This window comes from Oceanobacillus sp. J11TS1, from assembly GCF_018333215.1.
In the GTDB taxonomy this organism is placed as follows: Bacteria; Bacillota; Bacilli; order Bacillales; family Amphibacillaceae; genus Oceanobacillus.
Genome location: NZ_BORO01000012.1, coordinates 21,262 through 38,855, shown reverse-complemented (window position 1 = coordinate 38,855; position 17,594 = coordinate 21,262). Strand labels below are relative to the sequence as shown.

At 36.9% G+C, this 17,594-nt stretch carries 16 protein-coding genes; 15 read left to right on the top strand and 1 reads right to left on the bottom strand.

Annotated features, from left to right (window positions below; translation table 11 throughout):
- The first annotated feature begins 208 nt into the window (after positions 1-208).
- The 5 genes from KI343_RS11015 to KI343_RS10995 all read left to right on the top strand — a co-directional run bounded on the left by KI343_RS11015 (position 209) and on the right by KI343_RS10995 (position 6,115).
- Positions 209-862 (top strand): DUF443 family protein, encoded by a 654-nt coding sequence (locus KI343_RS11015; RefSeq protein ID WP_212926475.1) that lies wholly within the window; start codon positions 209-211, stop codon positions 860-862.
- A 186-nt stretch (positions 863-1,048) separates the two neighbouring features.
- Entirely contained in the window at positions 1,049-1,828 is a 780-nt protein-coding gene (locus KI343_RS11010) for a hypothetical protein (protein WP_212926474.1), read from the top strand.
- Positions 1,829-2,036: 208 nt separating this feature from the next.
- Positions 2,037-3,620: an ATP-binding protein gene (locus KI343_RS11005; RefSeq protein WP_212926473.1), complete on the top strand. Its 1,584-nt coding sequence runs from the start codon at positions 2,037-2,039 to the stop codon at positions 3,618-3,620.
- 20 nt (positions 3,621-3,640) lie between these two features.
- On the top strand, positions 3,641-4,339 hold the full coding sequence (locus tag KI343_RS11000) for a response regulator (protein ID WP_212926472.1): 699 nt from the start codon (positions 3,641-3,643) through the stop codon (positions 4,337-4,339).
- Between the two features lie 99 nt (positions 4,340-4,438).
- The gene (locus tag KI343_RS10995) at positions 4,439-6,115 is read left to right on the top strand and encodes an SLC13 family permease (RefSeq protein ID WP_212926471.1); all 1,677 of its coding nucleotides are present in this window, start codon (positions 4,439-4,441) and stop codon (positions 6,113-6,115) included.
- Positions 6,116-6,220: 105 nt separating this feature from the next.
- Here the strand turns inward: KI343_RS10995 and KI343_RS10990 are convergent, their stop codons facing one another.
- Positions 6,221-6,619, bottom strand: coding sequence for a hypothetical protein (locus KI343_RS10990; RefSeq protein WP_212926470.1), 399 nt, complete (start codon positions 6,617-6,619; stop codon positions 6,221-6,223).
- A gap of 673 nt (positions 6,620-7,292) precedes the next feature.
- Here KI343_RS10990 and KI343_RS10985 point away from each other — a divergent pair.
- The 10 genes from KI343_RS10985 to KI343_RS10940 all read left to right on the top strand — a co-directional run bounded on the left by KI343_RS10985 (position 7,293) and on the right by KI343_RS10940 (position 17,304).
- On the top strand, positions 7,293-7,964 hold the full coding sequence (locus KI343_RS10985) for a GntR family transcriptional regulator (RefSeq protein ID WP_212926469.1): 672 nt from the start codon (positions 7,293-7,295) through the stop codon (positions 7,962-7,964).
- A gap of 121 nt (positions 7,965-8,085) precedes the next feature.
- A complete protein-coding gene (locus KI343_RS10980; RefSeq protein WP_212926468.1) occupies positions 8,086-8,496 on the top strand; it encodes a thioesterase family protein in 411 nt (136 codons plus the stop codon).
- Positions 8,497-8,636: 140 nt separating this feature from the next.
- Positions 8,637-9,773 carry a dihydrolipoamide acetyltransferase family protein gene (locus KI343_RS10975; RefSeq protein ID WP_244856891.1) on the top strand — a complete coding sequence of 379 codons (1,137 nt, stop codon included), beginning with the start codon at positions 8,637-8,639 and terminating at the stop codon, positions 9,771-9,773.
- Between the two features lie 202 nt (positions 9,774-9,975).
- A complete protein-coding gene (locus KI343_RS10970; RefSeq protein WP_212926466.1) occupies positions 9,976-11,121 on the top strand; it encodes a Leu/Phe/Val dehydrogenase in 1,146 nt (381 codons plus the stop codon).
- Between the two features lie 20 nt (positions 11,122-11,141).
- Complete coding sequence (pdhA, locus tag KI343_RS10965) at positions 11,142-12,197, top strand: pyruvate dehydrogenase (acetyl-transferring) E1 component subunit alpha (protein WP_212926465.1); 1,056 nt, start codon at positions 11,142-11,144, stop codon at positions 12,195-12,197.
- A gap of 1 nt (position 12,198) precedes the next feature.
- Positions 12,199-13,224, top strand: coding sequence for an alpha-ketoacid dehydrogenase subunit beta (locus tag KI343_RS10960; RefSeq protein WP_244856887.1), 1,026 nt, complete (start codon positions 12,199-12,201; stop codon positions 13,222-13,224).
- Positions 13,225-13,237: 13 nt separating this feature from the next.
- Positions 13,238-14,455: a dihydrolipoamide acetyltransferase family protein gene (locus KI343_RS10955; protein WP_212926464.1), complete on the top strand. Its 1,218-nt coding sequence runs from the start codon at positions 13,238-13,240 to the stop codon at positions 14,453-14,455.
- An 85-nt stretch (positions 14,456-14,540) separates the two neighbouring features.
- The gene (locus tag KI343_RS10950) at positions 14,541-15,515 is read left to right on the top strand and encodes an ABC transporter substrate-binding protein (RefSeq protein WP_212926463.1); all 975 of its coding nucleotides are present in this window, start codon (positions 14,541-14,543) and stop codon (positions 15,513-15,515) included.
- A 72-nt stretch (positions 15,516-15,587) separates the two neighbouring features.
- On the top strand, positions 15,588-16,508 hold the full coding sequence (locus KI343_RS10945; RefSeq protein ID WP_212926462.1) for an ABC transporter permease: 921 nt from the start codon (positions 15,588-15,590) through the stop codon (positions 16,506-16,508).
- 1 nt (position 16,509) lies between these two features.
- On the top strand, positions 16,510-17,304 hold the full coding sequence (locus KI343_RS10940) for an ABC transporter ATP-binding protein (protein ID WP_212926461.1): 795 nt from the start codon (positions 16,510-16,512) through the stop codon (positions 17,302-17,304).
- Positions 17,305-17,594: the final 290 nt, after the last annotated feature.

The window sequence follows — 17,594 nt, the reverse complement described above, 5'->3', positions numbered from 1 at the left end:
GATAGCAAAATAGATATAGAATAATTACAACAATCTTTGCGGAAGTTTTTTGGAGGTCTGGTCTGCAATTAATAATATTGAAGATATAACCAGTGCTCCCGTACCAAATTTACGAATCGTTTATGATGCGAAAATGATAGCTGGTGATGCAGTTATGTAGGCTAAGGAGTTAAGCTTAAAGAATAAAATATATGGTTTGGTGAGTTCAATGCAATGTAAAGTACAAAAAATATATAAAAATACTAGATATAGAATTTTATCAATAGAAGGACAAACTTATATATTAGATATGAGCCAGTCGATATGGAAAATATTATTCCCTTTCTTAACATGGTTGCTGCCTAATACCGTTTATAGAGTGGATGAAAAAGAATTTAATGAGAAGATACGAATTTTTCAAGATGAGTCTACCGAAAAACGTAGCCCATTGATAATTGGATTAGCAAGTGTATCTGCAGGCAGCCTATTAACACCATTGTCGATTTATTTAGAATTAGGAACTCCGCCTTTAATTAACTTTTTTCTTAATATAACCGCAATACTATTACTGTTTATATTACGTTCTTATTTAAGTAATCAAAATAAACAAAAACTTAAAGATAAATTGCAGCTTAATAAATCTGCAGAGAAACGTATTTGGATCAGACCAAACACGTTTAAGTCTTGTATGGGCTGTTTAATGTCGTATCTGTTTTTACTATTTATTGGTATATTTAGTTTTCTAGCATTTATGGAATATGGGAATTTAATATTGTTAATTTGCTCTAGTATGATGTTTGGTTTTGTTTTTATAGCTAATGCCGCAACAGTGGTAGAGGGAACTACAAAGATAAAATTTAAAAAAGATGGGTTTTATGGTTGAAGTTTCGATAAAATTTCAAATAAGATACAAGTTAGTTAATAAGAAGACATTGCCGGGAGTTACAAGAGGTTGCAACTCTGCGGGGGCATCCAGAAGCTATCTATCATAGCACAAAGAGAGCGGAGTCAAAAAAAAGGGTTTGAAAAAGTAAAAGGTTGGTTTGGCTATTTGAGAAGGAGAGTAAACATGCTATTAAGTAAGTTAGAGGAAAAAGACTTTCAAGTATTAAGGGGCCCTCTAGAGTCTGGAAGACAGAGTCCAAAATTGAATGGAGTAATGTTATTATTTGCAATTCCTCTTGAAATTTTAACATTTTTCTTAGCCCATGCAGCATTAATGTGGAATTCGAGCCATCCTTATAAAGAACAAATATTTTATATTCATTTAATTGTGGAGATCATAATTATTTTTTTATCCATTATCTATGCTATACCGGCAGTGTATAAAAGAAATGAAAAACTTCAATACTTAATGATTATTATCGTGTCTCAAAATTTATTTGGTATAACCGCGTATTTATTTACACTATATATTGTAGGAAAAAGTAATGCATCAGAAGGATCGTTACTAATGTTCACCTTTATTACATTGTTATTAGGGATATTTGTATTTATTGGAACCTGTGTGCGATTTAATATTTTATTGAAAAAAGGCCAATATAGAAAGGGTTCAAAGAAGGATGAATTAAGAGGCTATTTTGAAAAGAATTCATTTGTATCATTAGGAGTATTTGGAGGTTTAGGAGCATTATATATTATACAATATATAGGAAGAAATTTTGATGGTCTTTCATTGGATTCTATCTTTATAGCTATTCTATGTATGGGAATATTTTATACGATGATATTTGTCTTGCCGGAGCAATTAGTTATCCTGTATTGCAAATACCGGTTTGATAGTCTTAATTTTGAACAAAATGGTAGGATAAAGCCATTTCGAGATGAAAATGGAAATATTATACGATGATTCACTTTTTAGATTTAAATCTAACAGTGCAATAATATTTTACCCGCTTCATTTTGTTATTTTCTTTTTTCTATTTTACAGTTGAGCATTTATCATAGACGGTAATATATTGTTACTTTTTTGCTGCAATGGTATTTGTAACATGGACTGATAATAATGCCATAACGGTGATAGCAGGAAATATGATCAAGAGGGGGGATTAGCCGACATGCGAAAAAAGGACTTGCCTTTCATGTTTCAAATGATGTTGTTCACGAGCGGCTTAATCTGCTTAACATTACTTGTTACAGGCCTGCTGATTGGATATAATCAAGCAGCGGAAACAAAGAAAACGCTCGCTGATAAGGCGATTTTAAGTGCAAGTCATTTTGCTCGTATGCCTATTGTTGGGGAGGCACTTGAAAAAGGAGAGGCTGATGAAAATCTTCGTGCAATTGCTGCAGAGATTCGTGAGGATAATGATTTACAATATATTGTGTTGATGAATATGGAAGGAATTCGCCTGATGCATCCTGTAGCTGAGCGAATTGGAGAGCATTTTGTTGGCGGGGATGTTGATGATGTATTTGAAGGAAAACGGTACACTTCTGAGGCTGTTGGTACGTTGGGTCCGTCGATGCGTGCTTTTGAACCGGTTTATAATCAAGATGGAATTCAGATTGGGGCAGTTTCTGTAGGGATTTCCACAGAGGTGATTCATAAAGCGGTATGGAATAGTGTGAAGGTAACCGTTTTGGGGACAGTTTTAAGCCTTTTCCTTGGTTTAGTTGGATCTTATTTTTTAGCAAGACGATTGAAGAAAACCCTGTTTGATTTAGAGCCTCAAGAGATTGCATATATGATGGAAGAACGGGAAGCAATGCTTGATAGTGTTAGTGAAGGGGTTATTGCAATCGATGCAGACTACAAAATTATAATTGCTAATCCATCAGCAGAGATTAAGCTGAATCGTGCAGGCTATCATGGAGAGATTATCGGTAAGAGAATAATAGATGTTTGGCCTGAACTGTCAGCAGAGGAGTTATTAAATGGTGAAAAGGCAGTATATAATCAATCTATTCGCTTTGCTAATTTGGAAATGATTACAAATAGTGTTTCTTTTAAGGTCAATAAAAATGATGTTGGCGCACTTATCACTTTTCGGGATCGAAATGAATTGGACGCTATGATGAAAAAATTATCCGGGGTAGAGTCCTATGCACACACGTTACGGATGCAGACACACGAGTTTATGAATAAACTACATATTATAGGGGCAATGGTTCAAACGGAATCCTATGAGGAGCTTGCAGAATATGTGGACAGCCTTTCGAGGATTTATCAGCGAGAAACAGGAGTCATTTCCGCGCATATGGAGGATGCAGCTATTGCTGGGTATTTATTGACAAAATTAGAACGTTTGGAACAGCTTCAAATCGATGTTGATATCCGAGGGGAAAATCAGTGGCCAAGCCTTGCTGATCCAATTGTTGTGGACCGCTGGATTACGATTATTGGAAACAGCTTAGAAAATGCAGTGGAGGCAATGATTGGCCAGGAAGAAAAAAAGATAACACTTATTTTTGATGTTGTTGACGGACAGCTATTTTATGAAATTCGCGACAATGGAATGGGCTTTGACGTGAAAGAACTACCTTCTTTATTAGAGAAAGGTTTTTCGACAAAAGGTTTAAACCGTGGATATGGAATGACAATTATGATGAATGCGATAAAAGCAGGAAATGGTAGATATGATATTCAATCGGAAATCGGTGCAGGCACCAGGTTACAAGTGAAGATGCCAAATGAGTGATGAAGAGGGGAATAAAACACATGATACATATAGCCATTATTGAAGACGAACCGCTTATTTCTAAATTTCATCAGAAGTATATCGAAAAAATAGATGGATTTTGCTGCGCAGGAAGTGCGGAAACGGTCGAGGAAGGTTTCGAGCTGGCCCAGCAGCCTAATGTTGATTTGATTTTACTTGATGTGTATTTACAGCATCAAAATGGCCTGGATTTATTAAAACAAATCCGGGCAGAAGAAATTAATGTGGATGTTATTTTAATCACATCTGCCAATGACCGGCAATCATTGAAGACGGGCTATCGCTATGGTGTAATCGACTATCTTTTGAAGCCATTTACTTTTGAACGTTTTCAAGCGTCGCTTCTAGGGTATAAAGAAACAGTGAGAGTGACAGAGGGGAAGGTGCACCAAGCTGCAGTGGATCGTTTATTTCACCCGCATGAACAGCCTATTATAATACCTGAGGACTTGCCAAAAGGAATTACGAGAGAAACTTGCCGTCATATCTTAAATGTGATGAAAGAGCATGAGGATTGGCTGTCTGCGGCAGATTTAAGCTCCCATGCAAAAATTTCACATGTTTCTTTACGTAAATATTTGCGTTTTTTTGAAGAAAAGCAGCTTATTGAAAAAAATGTGGTTTATCATAGCTTCGGACGCCCATTACAACAGTATAAACTCTCCCAAGCAGGAAGAAACAATCTTAGTCAATTTTAGTTTCATTTAGTTAAAAAAACTATACAAACAAAACAAAATAAATGAAAATAAGAATGAATATTATCGGTAAGCGTTTTCAAGGGGAAAGGAGTATGATCGATGAACAATGTGACGTTAGCATGGCACGAGCTTTGGAAGCAACATAAGCGCACAAAGAATTTATTAAATATTTTTGCCATTCATAAAAATGTTGCTGAAAAAGCCAATGATACAAATAATCATAAGGAAGCTTTTGTGGGAAATAAAAAAGGTCAGAAACAGTCTGGAAAAGCAGGGAAAGATCCGGAAAAAGTACCTTATTCCAAGGCGCAAATTGTTGGTTTGATTTTGGGACCGTTATTGTTTGTTCTAACGATGCTGTTTTTTCAGCCAGAAGGATTATCATTTGAAGGAAAAGCTGTCCTTGCGTCTACACTGTGGATTGCGACATGGTGGATTACAGAAGCATTGCCTATTCCGGCTACTTCGCTCTTGCCGCTGATACTTTTACCAATTACAGGAGCAATGGAAGGCGGAGATGTGGCTTCTGCTTATGGGAATGATATTATTTTTCTATTTTTAGGCGGATTTTTTATTGCTACAGCAATGGAAAAATGGAATCTACATAAACGTATTGCTCTCTTCATTATTTCGGTAATTGGAACAAGTATACAGCGGATTTTACTTGGGTTTATGGCGGCAACAGGATTCCTGTCCATGTGGGTTTCCAATACAGCAGCGGTTATGATGATGGTTCCAATGGGACTTGCGATTACTGTTCAGGTAGCAAGTGTTTTAAAAGGAACTCCAGAGGAAAAAGAATTACCAAAGTTTGAAAAATCACTTATATTTGGTATTGGATACGCTGGAACCATCGGCGGTCTTGGAACATTAATTGGAACACCTCCGAATATTATCTTGGCAGGACAGCTTAATGAATTATTCGGTGTAAGTCTTTCTTTTGCAACTTGGATGTTATTTGCCTTCCCGGTTGTGATTCTTATGACTGTCTTAACCTGGCTATATTTAGGGAAGATTGCATTTAAAACGAGTATTAAGCAGCTCCCGGGCGGAAAAGAATTGATTCAAAATGAAAGAAGGAAACTGGGCAAGACAGGACATGAAGAGAAAATGGTTGCCGTTGTGTTTTTCTTTGCCGCTTTTATGTGGATTACCAGAGATTTCTTATGGACAGGCGGAATTATTAATATTCCAGGAATATCTGATGGAATGATTGCGGTAATTGCTGCCATATTATTATTTGCTATTCCAGCTAAGCAAGAAGCACGTATCCTGTCCTGGAAAGATTCCCGTGATATTCCTTGGGGCGTACTCTTACTGTTTGGAGGCGGACTGGCGATTGCAGCAGGCTTTACGCAGACAGGTCTATCTGACTGGCTGGGGCAGCAGCTAACCGTTTTAGATGGTTTACATTTACTTATTATTATTGCAGCATCTACTTTGCTGATTATGGCTTTAACCGAGCTTACGTCCAATACGGCAACAGCAACCATGATTTTACCGGTAGTTGGAGCATTGGCAGTTGCTTTAAACATCCATCCATTTGCCTTGATGATCCCATGTGCGATGGCAGCAAACTGTGCCTTTATGCTGCCGGTTGGAACGCCGCCCAATGCCATTATTTTCGGTACTGGGAAGCTGAAAATTATCGAGATGATTAAAACGGGATTCTGGGTGAATATTGTAGCGACAGTTATTATTATTCTAGGTGTCTATTATTTTGTTCCGTTAGTTTGGGGTATTGATTTAACTTCTGTTCCGAGCGGATTTTTGTAGGAATAAGGATGACATTGCTTTAGCAGTCTATTTGATTTTTACACGTCTATAGGCAATCTAATCAAAAAGCCTCTTGGGAAGATATAATCCCTAAGAGGCTTTAATTCACAATCCAAATTCAGCAGGATAGTCATCACGGTTCATGGTATAGACAACTTCTCCTGCCATATCTTCAAAATCATCTGCAATGTTGGTTTGTTTTACAAGGTGTGCATTCTTTTCGTCATCTTTATCCTCAAAAATGACATAATAATTTGATCCATCAACGACAACTCTATAGTATCTGGTAGAATTCATAATGCCAGCAACATTCTGATTGATTTCAAATGTTTCTTCATTGCCGCTCTCATCAGTGAAGGTCATCGTTTTTTCTTTTGAAAAGTGAATCATTGCCTGCTCCCCTGTATCAGAAAGAGCATACCAATCGCCAGCATACTTATCTGATGGTTTACAGCTTGCTAATAGAATAAGTCCAAATAAAATGATTGCTGCCTTGCTTGTCATGTGTATGTTGACCACCTTATTAAATGTTATTATTAGCAGTTCTTTCTATTATAGGTAATGTTTTCACACGGAACAAGGAAAAGTAGAAATTAAGGTTAGGAGATTATTGTTGAGCATCTTTGTGAATCGTATTTTGGTATAATTAGATAAAACTAGCTGAAAAGAGGCATGGGGAGCTATCCGTACTCATCATTGGAAAGAGGGACAAATGAGTACGTCACTGTGGTCGGAAATTTGTTGAATGCACTTCCGCGAAAACATTAGATTTAAGCCCTATATAAATGAACCACGTTGGGGCTGCATTTACTATTGCGATTTAAATAACTATTCAGATTAACGTGATAACTATCTTTTGAAACTTAAGAATTTTTTGTGTACAATACAAAAAACAGTTCTTATTTTTCACAATAAAATGTGTGCGATGAAGGGAAAAAATAATTGAAGAAGCAGATGTGTGTGAAATCGTGGGTTAACCGACGAGAAATACTATTGAGAAAGCATTGATAGATATGAAATAACAATAGGATAATAAGGAAACGAATTTTTCTTTAGATGCTACTTATTGAACATCTACTATAAGTAAGGTGCTATACATTTTATCAGTTTTACTGCTTTGCATCTTTCGTTTAGAAGAGAAGTGGCTATCATAGAAGATAAAAAGGAGTATTTGATAATGGGAAGAATTATAAAAACGGAATCACTTCATTTGCAAGCGTATAATTTAATCAAAGAATCAATCATGGAGGGTGAACTCCAACCGAATGAACGGGTGATTGAAGCGAAAATTGCAGCAAAGCTGGGGGTTAGTAGAGGAACAATTAGGGAAGCTATTCGTATGCTTATCCAGGATGGATTATTGATATATAATAATGGATTAGTTCGGGTTTATCAACCTACTGTCCAGGATATTGTGGATATTTTCCAGTGCCGTGAAAGTCTGGAAACTTTAGCTGCCCGTCTTGCTTTAAGAAACTTTTCGGAAGATATAAAAAATCAATTAGCTGAGAATCTAAAAGAAACAAAAGAAGTAGAAAAAGATTCTCGAAAATTAGGACAACTTGATCAACAGTTTCATACCATTATTATTGAAGCTTCAAAAAATAAACAGCTTATCGAACTCCTAGAAACAATAAAGTCGAAAATACATTATATGCGTAAAAGTATGGTGGGCGGGGAGTTTTATCCTGCTTTTATTGAAGAGCATGAACGGATTTATATGGCACTTATAGAAGGAGACGAAGAACGATTGCTGCGAATTATAAGCCGTCATATAAAGAGAGCGTTAGGAGGAGTGATGAGACATATTAATTCTAAATCCAAAGAAGAATACAGATTTTTATTTTAATACATGGTTGACAGTCAACAATATGCAGAATATAATGTAAATGAATTATTATCAAAATATTCAAAAGGTGTGTTGTTGTAGAAACTAAATCCGAATTTATGATGGAAAGGAGAAAATATAGATGAAGGATGGGTTAAAAGTTGGTAATTCCACCTCATTTTCAGTAGAAGTAACCAAAAATATGTTTGCGCAATTCGAAGGGGATGTAATTCATCCAGCTTATTCAACTGTTTCAATGGTTTATCACATGGAATGGATATCAAGGCAGCTGCTTGTCCCATATTTAGAGGATGATGAAGAAGGGATGGGGTCTGCTGTAACCATTAAACATATCGCTCCATCCGGTTTGGGGACAACAATCGAAGTAAAAGCTGTTGTCACGGAGGTAAGTAAGAGGGAGTTGATTACAGAAGTAAAGTTGAGTAATAAATACGGCTTAATTGGAATTGGAGAAGTCAAACAAACGATTTTACCTAAAGAACTCATTAAAGAAAATCTAAAAAAGGTAAGTGTAAGCACCAATCTTACTTAATTGGAAGCAGTTTTGACATATGAAAGAATCAAATGAATATATTCTATATACCCCTTGATAAATTTACTTAGGATAGTCTTCGTTTTCCATTAATAACTTATATAGTGTTCTAGTCTGGGAGGCTGATTATATTGGTTGAAGTGAAACTTCATGATACTGGGGAAGGAATGTCAGAAGGAGTTATACAGTCTTACTTTATTAAAGAGGGTGATTTTGTTGATGCAAATCAACGGATTGCTGTTGTACAAACAGAAAAGATGCCTGTGGAGATAACAGCGCCTGTTCAAGGTGTGGTGAGAGAAATTCTGATTCAAAAAGATAGAACCTTTCCAGTAGGTACTGCCATTTTAATAATAGATGAACAATTAAAAGCAAAAGGGCCCCAACGGATCAAAGCTGCTCCATCAGTACGAAAGATTGCAAGAAAAGAGAATGTGGACCTTACTTTAGTGATAGGAACTGGGGTTTCTGGACGGATTACACGAGAAGACGTGTACTATTATTCTAAAAATAAAAGAGTAGATAAGACTCCTGCGCTGGACGCTATAAGCAACAGTCTACAAACAGATGTGAATAAAACGAAGATTGATTCAGATAGCCAAAAAGAAGTTCTCCCCTTAAGAGAAAAATACAAACAGATTACAGCTTCCAGATATACTATACCGCTCGTATCTCATTTTGAAGAAATTGATGTAACGAATTTATTAAGGTTTCAACAAGAAATGACCTCAAATGTAAGCGCATCCATAACTGCATATTTAATAAAAGCACTTGGTATAGCATTGAAAGATTACCCAATATTCAATGCTCATTTAGGTGAAGAAGGAGATAGAATTAAACTTATAAAAAAGATTAATATCGGCTTGAAAAATGACTCAGATAACGGAACAACTGTTGCAGTATTAAAAAATGTAGTGGAAAAGTCTTTAAAGGAAATTGATGCAGAAATGAAAGAATTGAGAAAAAAAGCTTTGGAAAATACATTACAGCCAAATGAAATGCAAGGTAGTACCTTTACAATAAGTAATCTAGAACAAGTCGGGAGTACGAGCTCGAATACAATGATTAATTATCCAGAAACCGGGTTTATGACGTTTCATAAAATGAAAAAGATACCCGTGGTGAACGAAGATGATGAGATAGTAATCCGTTCAATTATGAAAATTAGCTTAAGTTTTGATCATCGTGTAACTGATGGAGGGAACGCTGTAGCTTTTACAAATCATCTTAAATCATTAATAGAAAACCCACACCAGTTACTGTTTTGTTTAGCTTGAAAAAGTTTCTACCTGATTTCATATTTATGGAAAGTACTGCAGTAGATGGTTGACTGTCTACTGTTTACATTGTTCAGTTTGAAATAACCCGCAATAACAAAATGTAAGCGAATACATTTGTTGTTTTGCGATGATTTTTAGTAGTAAATGGATTCCGTGGTTTAATAAAATTGTTTACTCAAAATTTTTAGGAGGCGGAAAAATGGAGCGTTTTAAAGAGTCTACTATCCAAATAAATAATGATTTTGAAATAATGGATAGAATGTTAGAACATGAGCAAGTAATATTTTGTAGCGACCCTTCTACAGGGTTGCGGGCAATTATAGCTATCCATGACACTACCCTTGGTCCAGCTCTTGGCGGTTGCCGAATGAAGCTGTATGAAACCTTCGATGACGCACTTGATGATGCATTGCGCTTATCTAAAGCTATGACTTATAAATGTGCAGCTTCTAATGTTGACTTTGGAGGGGGAAAAGCGGTAATCATAGGCGACCCGATGAAAGACAAAACGCCCGAACTATTCCGTTCATTCGGCCAGTTTATAGAATCGCTTGGTGGAAGGTTTTATACTGGCACAGACATGGGAACCACAATGGATGACTTTATCCATGCATCAAGAGAAACGTCTAATATTGTAGGCATTCCGGAAGAATACGGAGGAGGTGGAGATTCTTCTTACCCTACCTCGATGGGCGTAATATACGGTATCAAAGCGACAAATAAAATACTTTTTGGTACGGAGGACATTAGAGGTGTCACGTATGCTGTGCAGGGGTTAGGAAAAGTAGGATTTAAAGTAGCAGAATCTTTACTCAATGAAGGGGCGGACGTATACGTATCTGATCTTGATTCTAATAATATATTAGCTCTTCAGGAGAAAGCAAAAACAGCACTTGGTTCAGTAAAATCAGTGGAAAGCAATGATATCTACTCGCAGGAGGCAGATATATTTGTTCCATGTGCTGCAGGAGGCGTTATCAATGATGAGACGATTCAGCAGCTAAAGGTAAAAGCAGTAGCCGGCTCTGCAAATAATCAGCTGCAAGCAGATGAACATGGCGACAAGTTAGCAGAGCTAGGGATTCTTTACGCACCGGACTATATTATTAATTTTGGCGGACTTATTCAAGTTGCAGATGAGCTATATGGGTTTAATAAAAATAGAGTACTGCGTAAGACAAAAGAAATCTATCATACGTTATTAAAAGTATATCAGCTGGCGGAATTGAACCAAATATCTACGGTGAAGGCTGCAAACCAGATGTGTGAACAAATCATATCAGACAGGCAAAAAAGAAACAGTTTTTACACTCGTTCAATGAAGCCGAAGTGGGATATACGTTAAAAAAGTTGGGAGGTACTTAAATGGAAAACAAATTTCCTGTGAAAAAGGTAATGGATGATGAGGGGAACTTTGTGGATAATTCATATGAAAAAGCTATTAATACAGAGCTTGTTTGGAAATTATACTATCATATGCACAGAATAAGGTCCTTTGATAGAAAAGCAATCAATTTACAGCGTCAGGGGCGTATAGGCACTTATGCACCATTCGAAGGTCAAGAAGCATCCCAAGTTGGAAGTGCACTTGTATTTGAAGAGGATGACTGGATTTTCCCAACTTATCGCGACCATGGCGCAACTTTAACATTTGGAGCAGATATGGTAGAAACATTGCTATATTGGAATGGAAGAGTAGAAGGAAGTCTTCCGTCCAAAAGTAAAAATATATTTCCCCCGGCAGTGCCAATTGCAAGCCAGATTCCGCATGCGGTAGGTGCATCATGGGGGGAGAAAAGAAAAGGGAATTCCAATATTGCAATTGCTTACTTTGGGGATGGGGCAACATCAGAGGGTGACTTTCATGAAGGTCTCAATTTTGCAAGTGTATTTCAGACACCAACCATATTTTTTAATCAGAATAATGGATATGCCATATCAGTTCCAATCGAAAAGCAGATGAATTCGAAAACCATTGCCCAAAAAGCCCTTGGCTATGATATTCCAAGTAAACGGGTCGATGGAAATGATTGCTTCAGTGTCTATTTTGAAACAAAGAAGGCAGTAGATCGGGCACGAAAAGGAAAAGGGCCATCGCTTATCGAAGCAGTAACTTGGAGAAAAGGGGCGCATACAACTGCTGATGATCCTTCGAAATATCGGCCTGAAAATCAAGGGAAAAACATCATAGATCCTATTACTCGTCTCGAGCGTTTTATGAAGAATTATGGGTATTGGCAGGAAGAAAAGGTATCTGCTATGCAAAAAGATATCATTACTGAATTAGAGACTGCTGTGAAGGAGATGGAAGCATATAAACATTCGAGTGTAGAAGATTTATTTGATCATGTTTATTCAGAACTGCCTGCACACTTAACGGAACAAAAAGTAAATTACTTTGAACATATAAGGGGGGTATAAGATGACTATTGATATTGAAATGCAAAGCTTATCTAAAAAAAGAACTGGTTACAAAATTTTAACGATGGTTCAAGCTATTAATGATGGAATGAAAACGATGTTAGAGGAAGATGATACAACGATTATTATGGGAGAGGATGTCGGGAAAAACGGAGGTGTTTTCCGGGCGACAGAAGGACTTCAAGAGCAATTTGGTGAGGAACGGGTAGTAGACACCCCACTTGCTGAGTCTGGGATTGTTGGTACAGCTCTCGGTCTTGCGGTAAATGGATTTAAACCTATTGTAGAAATTCAATTTATGGGTTTCATTTATCCAGCTTATAATCAAATAATGACACATGTATCCCGTATTCGAATGAAAACAATGGGCAGATTCAACGCCCCAATGGTAATAAGAGCCCCATATGGTGCTGGCATTCGTGCACCGGAGATTCACTCTGACAGTGTTGAAGCAATTTTCACGCATATGCCAGGATTGAAGGTTGTTTGCCCATCGAATCCATACGATGCGAAAGGAATGTTGATTTCAGCTATCCAAGATCCAGACCCTGTGTTATTTATGGAACCAATGCGGATTTACCGGTCGATGAGAGGAGAGGTGCCAGATGAAAAATATTCGGTAGAACTGGGAAAAGGCGTAAGGGTGCAAGAAGGGGGCGATATGTCTATTTTTGCGTGGGGAGCAATGGTTTCCATTGCAGAAATAGCAGCAGAGCAGGCTAAACAAAAAGGAATTCAGTGTGATGTGATCGATTTACGTACACTATATCCTTTGGACAGGCAGATAATTGCTGCGTCAGTTCAGAAGACAGGAAGAGCTGTTGTAGTACATGAAGCCCATTCTACCGGAGGGCTAGGGAATGACATTGTTTCAACGATAAATGATACTTCATTTCTTTATTTAAGAGCTCCAATTGAGCGAGTTACTGGCTTTGATGTTCCTGTACCTCACTTTGCATTGGAGGAACACTATTTGCCAACACCTAAGAGAGTATTAGAAGCTATTCTAAAAGCAGTTCAATTTTAGGAGGTGATCCGGATTGTTAGAAGTAAAACTTCATGATATTGGGGAAGGAATGTCAGAAGCGGAAGTAATCAGTTATCTTGTAAGAGAAGGCGATCAGGTTATGGAGGATCAGCCGCTTGTCGAAGTGCAGACAGACAAAATGGTGGCCGAGCTTCCCTCACCGGGAACTGGGAAAATCAAAGAAATTGTTGTTCAAACAGGTGAAACGGTTTCGGTGGGAACCACATTAATGTACATTGATTCAGCAGTAGAAACTATTAAAAATAATAAACAGAATAAAGATAATTCAGTTCCCGTTCTCCCATCTGAGAAAAGGAATGGAGAATCTGTATCTACTATTGAGCGGGTTCTAGCAACTCCATATACTAGAAAGATTGCCCGTGACCATCAAATTGATATTGAAAAAGTAAGGACTACAGATCCTTCTGGCAGAGTAAGAGAAGAAGACGTATATATGTATATAGAGAAGAATGAGAAGCCGAATTTAGAAAAACAACCCAAAACAGATAATGTATCCACATCAGTAACGAATCATTTAGATTTTGAAGAAGTGCCTTTTCAAGGTATCCGTAAACAAATTGCTAAAAAGATGACCAAGTCTTTGTTTACGATTCCGCATGTTACTCATTTTGATGAAGTAGACATGACAAATCTTTTTAAACTCCATGATAATCTTAAAAAAGAAGATATTTCAGTATCCGTAGTTGCCTTCTTTATTAAGGCACTCACCATTACTTTAAAAGATTTTCCGGTCTTCAACGCAACTTTAGATGAGGAAAGAGAGAAAATCATTTTAAAAAAGTACTATAATATCGGCATTGCTGCAGATACACCTGAAGGACTAATAGTACCCGTTGTACAAGATGCTGATAAAAAATCAATTCAAACAATTCATGATGAAGTGAAAAGCCTTACAAATAAAGCCCAAAATAATAAGTTGAAACCATCCGATATAAAAAACAGTACTTTTACTGTAAGTAATGTTGGACCGCTTGGAAGTACAGGAGCTACACCAATTATAAATTATCCGGAAACAGCAATTATCGCCTTTCATAAAACAAAGAAAATGCCAGTGGTTACTGAAAAAGATGAAGTAGTCATACGTCGTATCATGTCGATATCCATGGCTTTCGATCATCGAGTTGCTGATGGTTCAAGTGCTGTAAGATTTACAAACCAATTTGCGGACCTGATCGAGAATCCTGAAAAACTGATGTTGAAGATGGTATAATTAACAAGGAAATCATAAGAATTATTTGAAAAAAATGAATAGTTTTAGTAATATTTATCTAACAAATCGAAAAGGAGTGAATAAAATGAAAAAATGGTTTCGAATGGTGGTCGCTTTCACTGTTTTAAGTGTGTTAGCGGCGTGTGGGTCGGAGAATGCTTCTTCGGAAGAATCTGCCACAGAAGGATATCGAATAGGTGCTACACAAATTGTTGAACATCCATCATTAGATCAAGCATATGAGGGGTTCAAGGATGCTTTGGAAGATTTGGGATTAGATGTTGAATATGATTTTCAAAGCGCGCAAAATGATCAAAATAATGTAAAACCTATTTCTGATGGTTTTGTTTCTGATGACGTTGATTTGATTTTTGCAAATTCAACGCCGAGTGCACTTGGGGCGCTACAGGCAACAAATGATATTCCAATTGTTTTCACATCTGTAACAGATGCGGAGGAGGCAGGATTAGTAGAAGCTGGTGATAATATTACTGGTGTACTTGACCTTCATCCGGATGCAATTAAAAAAACAGTAGAGTTTATCGATACTAATTTCCCAGATGCTGTTGTGGGCACAGTCTATAATTCTGGAGAACAAAATTCCGTTAAACAAGTAGAAGCGGTAGAGCAAGCGATGGAAGGTACAAGCTTGAGTTTAGCCGAGCGGACAGTAGGTAATTCATCAGAGGTACAACAAGCTGTAACAACATTAAGCGGGGAAGCAGATGTTCTCTATATTTTAACAGATAATACAGTTGTATCTGCCATTGATAGCGTTATAGGTGTTGCCAATGAACAAGGTATACCTTTAATGGTTGGAGAGCCTGAATCTTTGGAGAAGGGTGCATTTATGACCTATGGTATTGACTACCACACGATTGGTTATCGAGCGGGCGAAATGGCTGCGGAAATATTAGAAGGAAAAAAAGCCGTAAATGATATCCCAATCGAGGATCCTCCTGAAATTCAATTATTTATCAATAAGCAAGCGGCTGAAGAACAAGGTGTTGAATGGGACGACTCTTGGAACGAAGAGACAGAATTTATTGAAACGGAATAAGGAATGGGAAGAATTTTAATTTTAAAGCCATCAACGTTTCATTAAAAGTAGTCCTACAAAAGGAGGTTAGTCATGCTTATATCATTATTTGGAGCTTTTGAATCGGGAATAATTTATGCCATCATGGCGCTTGGCGTCTATTTGTCCTTTCGTATTCTAGATTTCCCGGATTTAACAGTTGATGGAAGTTTTGTTACCGGTGCGGCTGTTGGAGCTATTGCAATAATAAATGGAGTTCCTCCGATTATCGCATCTATTATGGCTGGTGCTGCTGGTTTCATAGCAGGATGTTTGACAGGTTTTCTGCATACAAAAGGAAAAATTAACGCTTTATTAGCGGGGATTATTATGATGACTGCGCTCTATTCCATTAATCTACGAATATTAGGGCAACCAACAGCATCAATGTTAAATGAATCTACTCTATTTACACAGTTGAAAAGTTTACCATCAACATGGGCTATTGTTCTTGTTATGATTTTAGTTATACTTTTCATCAAGTTTTTAATTGATTATTATTTGAAAACAGAAGTTGGCCTAGCATTAAGGGCAACAGGTAATAATAAAATAATGATTCGAAGTCTATCGGCTAATACGGATTTCCTGATCATTACAGGTATGGGGGTGTCGAATGCCCTTGTAGCCTTTTCAGGAGGACTGATTGCCCAATATGGCGGTTTTGCTGATGTGAATATGGGAATAGGAATGATTATTATTGGTTTGGCCTCTGTTATTATTGGAGAGTCGCTATTTGGTACAAAGACGATTGTTAGAGCAACGTTTGCTGTTATCGGCGGGGCGATTATTTATCGTATTTTTGTGACCATGGCGCTCCGTGTAGATTTCTTAGATACTGGTGATATGAAACTCATTACAGCGATACTTGTAATAACAGCATTGGTTGCTCCAAGAATGATAAATGCACGTAAAGAGAAAAAACGTAAAATAAGAAAACGTTCCGAATTAATGCAGCGGAAAGCAGGGGAGGCTTAAAATGCTTCAGTTACAAGATATATCGATTACGTTTAATGAAAATACCCCCGATGAAAAGAAGGCGTTACAATCGATCAATTTTGAATTGCAAAAAGGAGAATTTGTAACGGTTATTGGAAGTAATGGCGCGGGTAAATCTACGTTAATGAATATTATTTCAGGAAATTTGATTCCAGATGTAGGCAATGTCATCATAAACGACAAAGAAGTTGTAGACTTACCTGAATATAATCGTTCCAAATTCATAGGCAGGGTGTTTCAAGATCCAATGGCTGGAACGGCTCCCTCTATGACGATAGAAGAAAATTTAGCAATGGCATATGCAAGGAACAAAAAAAGAAAATTAAAACCCGGGGTAACGAAAAAGCGAAGAATCATTTTTAAAGAGTATTTAGAAACGCTGAATTTAGGACTTGAAAATCGTTTGAGCGCAAAGGTAGGCCTGCTTTCTGGGGGAGAACGTCAGGCGCTTTCTTTACTGATGGCTACTTTTACAGAGCCAGATATTTTATTACTGGATGAACATACGGCAGCATTGGATCCATCACGCGCTGAATTGATTATTGATATTACTCGCGATGTAGTAAATAAATATAATCTTACCACACTCATGGTTACACATAATATGCAACAGGCATTAGATTTAGGAGATAGGTTGTTTATGATGGATAAAGGAGAAATTATTCTTAATGTCTTCCAAGAAGAAAAAGATAATCTTACCATTAAGGATTTAATGAATGAATTCCAGAAGAAAAGTGGTAGTCAATTTGAAAGTGACCGGGCAGTTTTGGTATAAAATATTTCATATAAAAAAATTCTATAAGATGACAGCGATTATAATTAGGTTTGGTCGTGATAGAACTAAAGAACCTGTACTCGAATAGAGAGTGCAGGTTCTTTAGCTTTCGAGAAATATTTTAAATTTAAAAATATTAAAAAATATTCATGCTGCCATATTGATAATAGGAAGATAGTTATATAGTATATAATTAATTATCGTATTGCGTAATTTTATTGTTATACTTTTTTGTGTAATGCCCTTAGGGAGTAGCGATTGGAGGTGAAACAATACGTAAAATCTGATAT

Coding starts and splice junctions, on each gene's coding strand:
- KI343_RS11000 (WP_212926472.1), top strand. CDS start 3,641: ATGATACATATAGCCATTATTGAAGACGAACCGCTTATTTCTAAATTT.
- KI343_RS10970 (WP_212926466.1), top strand. CDS start 9,976: ATGGAGCGTTTTAAAGAGTCTACTATCCAAATAAATAATGATTTTGAA.
- KI343_RS11010 (WP_212926474.1), top strand. CDS start 1,049: ATGCTATTAAGTAAGTTAGAGGAAAAAGACTTTCAAGTATTAAGGGGC.
- pdhA (WP_212926465.1), top strand. CDS start 11,142: ATGGAAAACAAATTTCCTGTGAAAAAGGTAATGGATGATGAGGGGAAC.
- KI343_RS10950 (WP_212926463.1), top strand. CDS start 14,541: ATGAAAAAATGGTTTCGAATGGTGGTCGCTTTCACTGTTTTAAGTGTG.
- KI343_RS11015 (WP_212926475.1), top strand. CDS start 209: ATGCAATGTAAAGTACAAAAAATATATAAAAATACTAGATATAGAATT.
- KI343_RS10945 (WP_212926462.1), top strand. CDS start 15,588: ATGCTTATATCATTATTTGGAGCTTTTGAATCGGGAATAATTTATGCC.
- KI343_RS11005 (WP_212926473.1), top strand. CDS start 2,037: ATGCGAAAAAAGGACTTGCCTTTCATGTTTCAAATGATGTTGTTCACG.
- KI343_RS10990 (WP_212926470.1), bottom strand. CDS start 6,619: ATGACAAGCAAGGCAGCAATCATTTTATTTGGACTTATTCTATTAGCA.
- KI343_RS10940 (WP_212926461.1), top strand. CDS start 16,510: ATGCTTCAGTTACAAGATATATCGATTACGTTTAATGAAAATACCCCC.
- KI343_RS10995 (WP_212926471.1), top strand. CDS start 4,439: ATGAACAATGTGACGTTAGCATGGCACGAGCTTTGGAAGCAACATAAG.
- KI343_RS10980 (WP_212926468.1), top strand. CDS start 8,086: ATGAAGGATGGGTTAAAAGTTGGTAATTCCACCTCATTTTCAGTAGAA.
- KI343_RS10960 (WP_244856887.1), top strand. CDS start 12,199: ATGACTATTGATATTGAAATGCAAAGCTTATCTAAAAAAAGAACTGGT.
- KI343_RS10985 (WP_212926469.1), top strand. CDS start 7,293: ATGGGAAGAATTATAAAAACGGAATCACTTCATTTGCAAGCGTATAAT.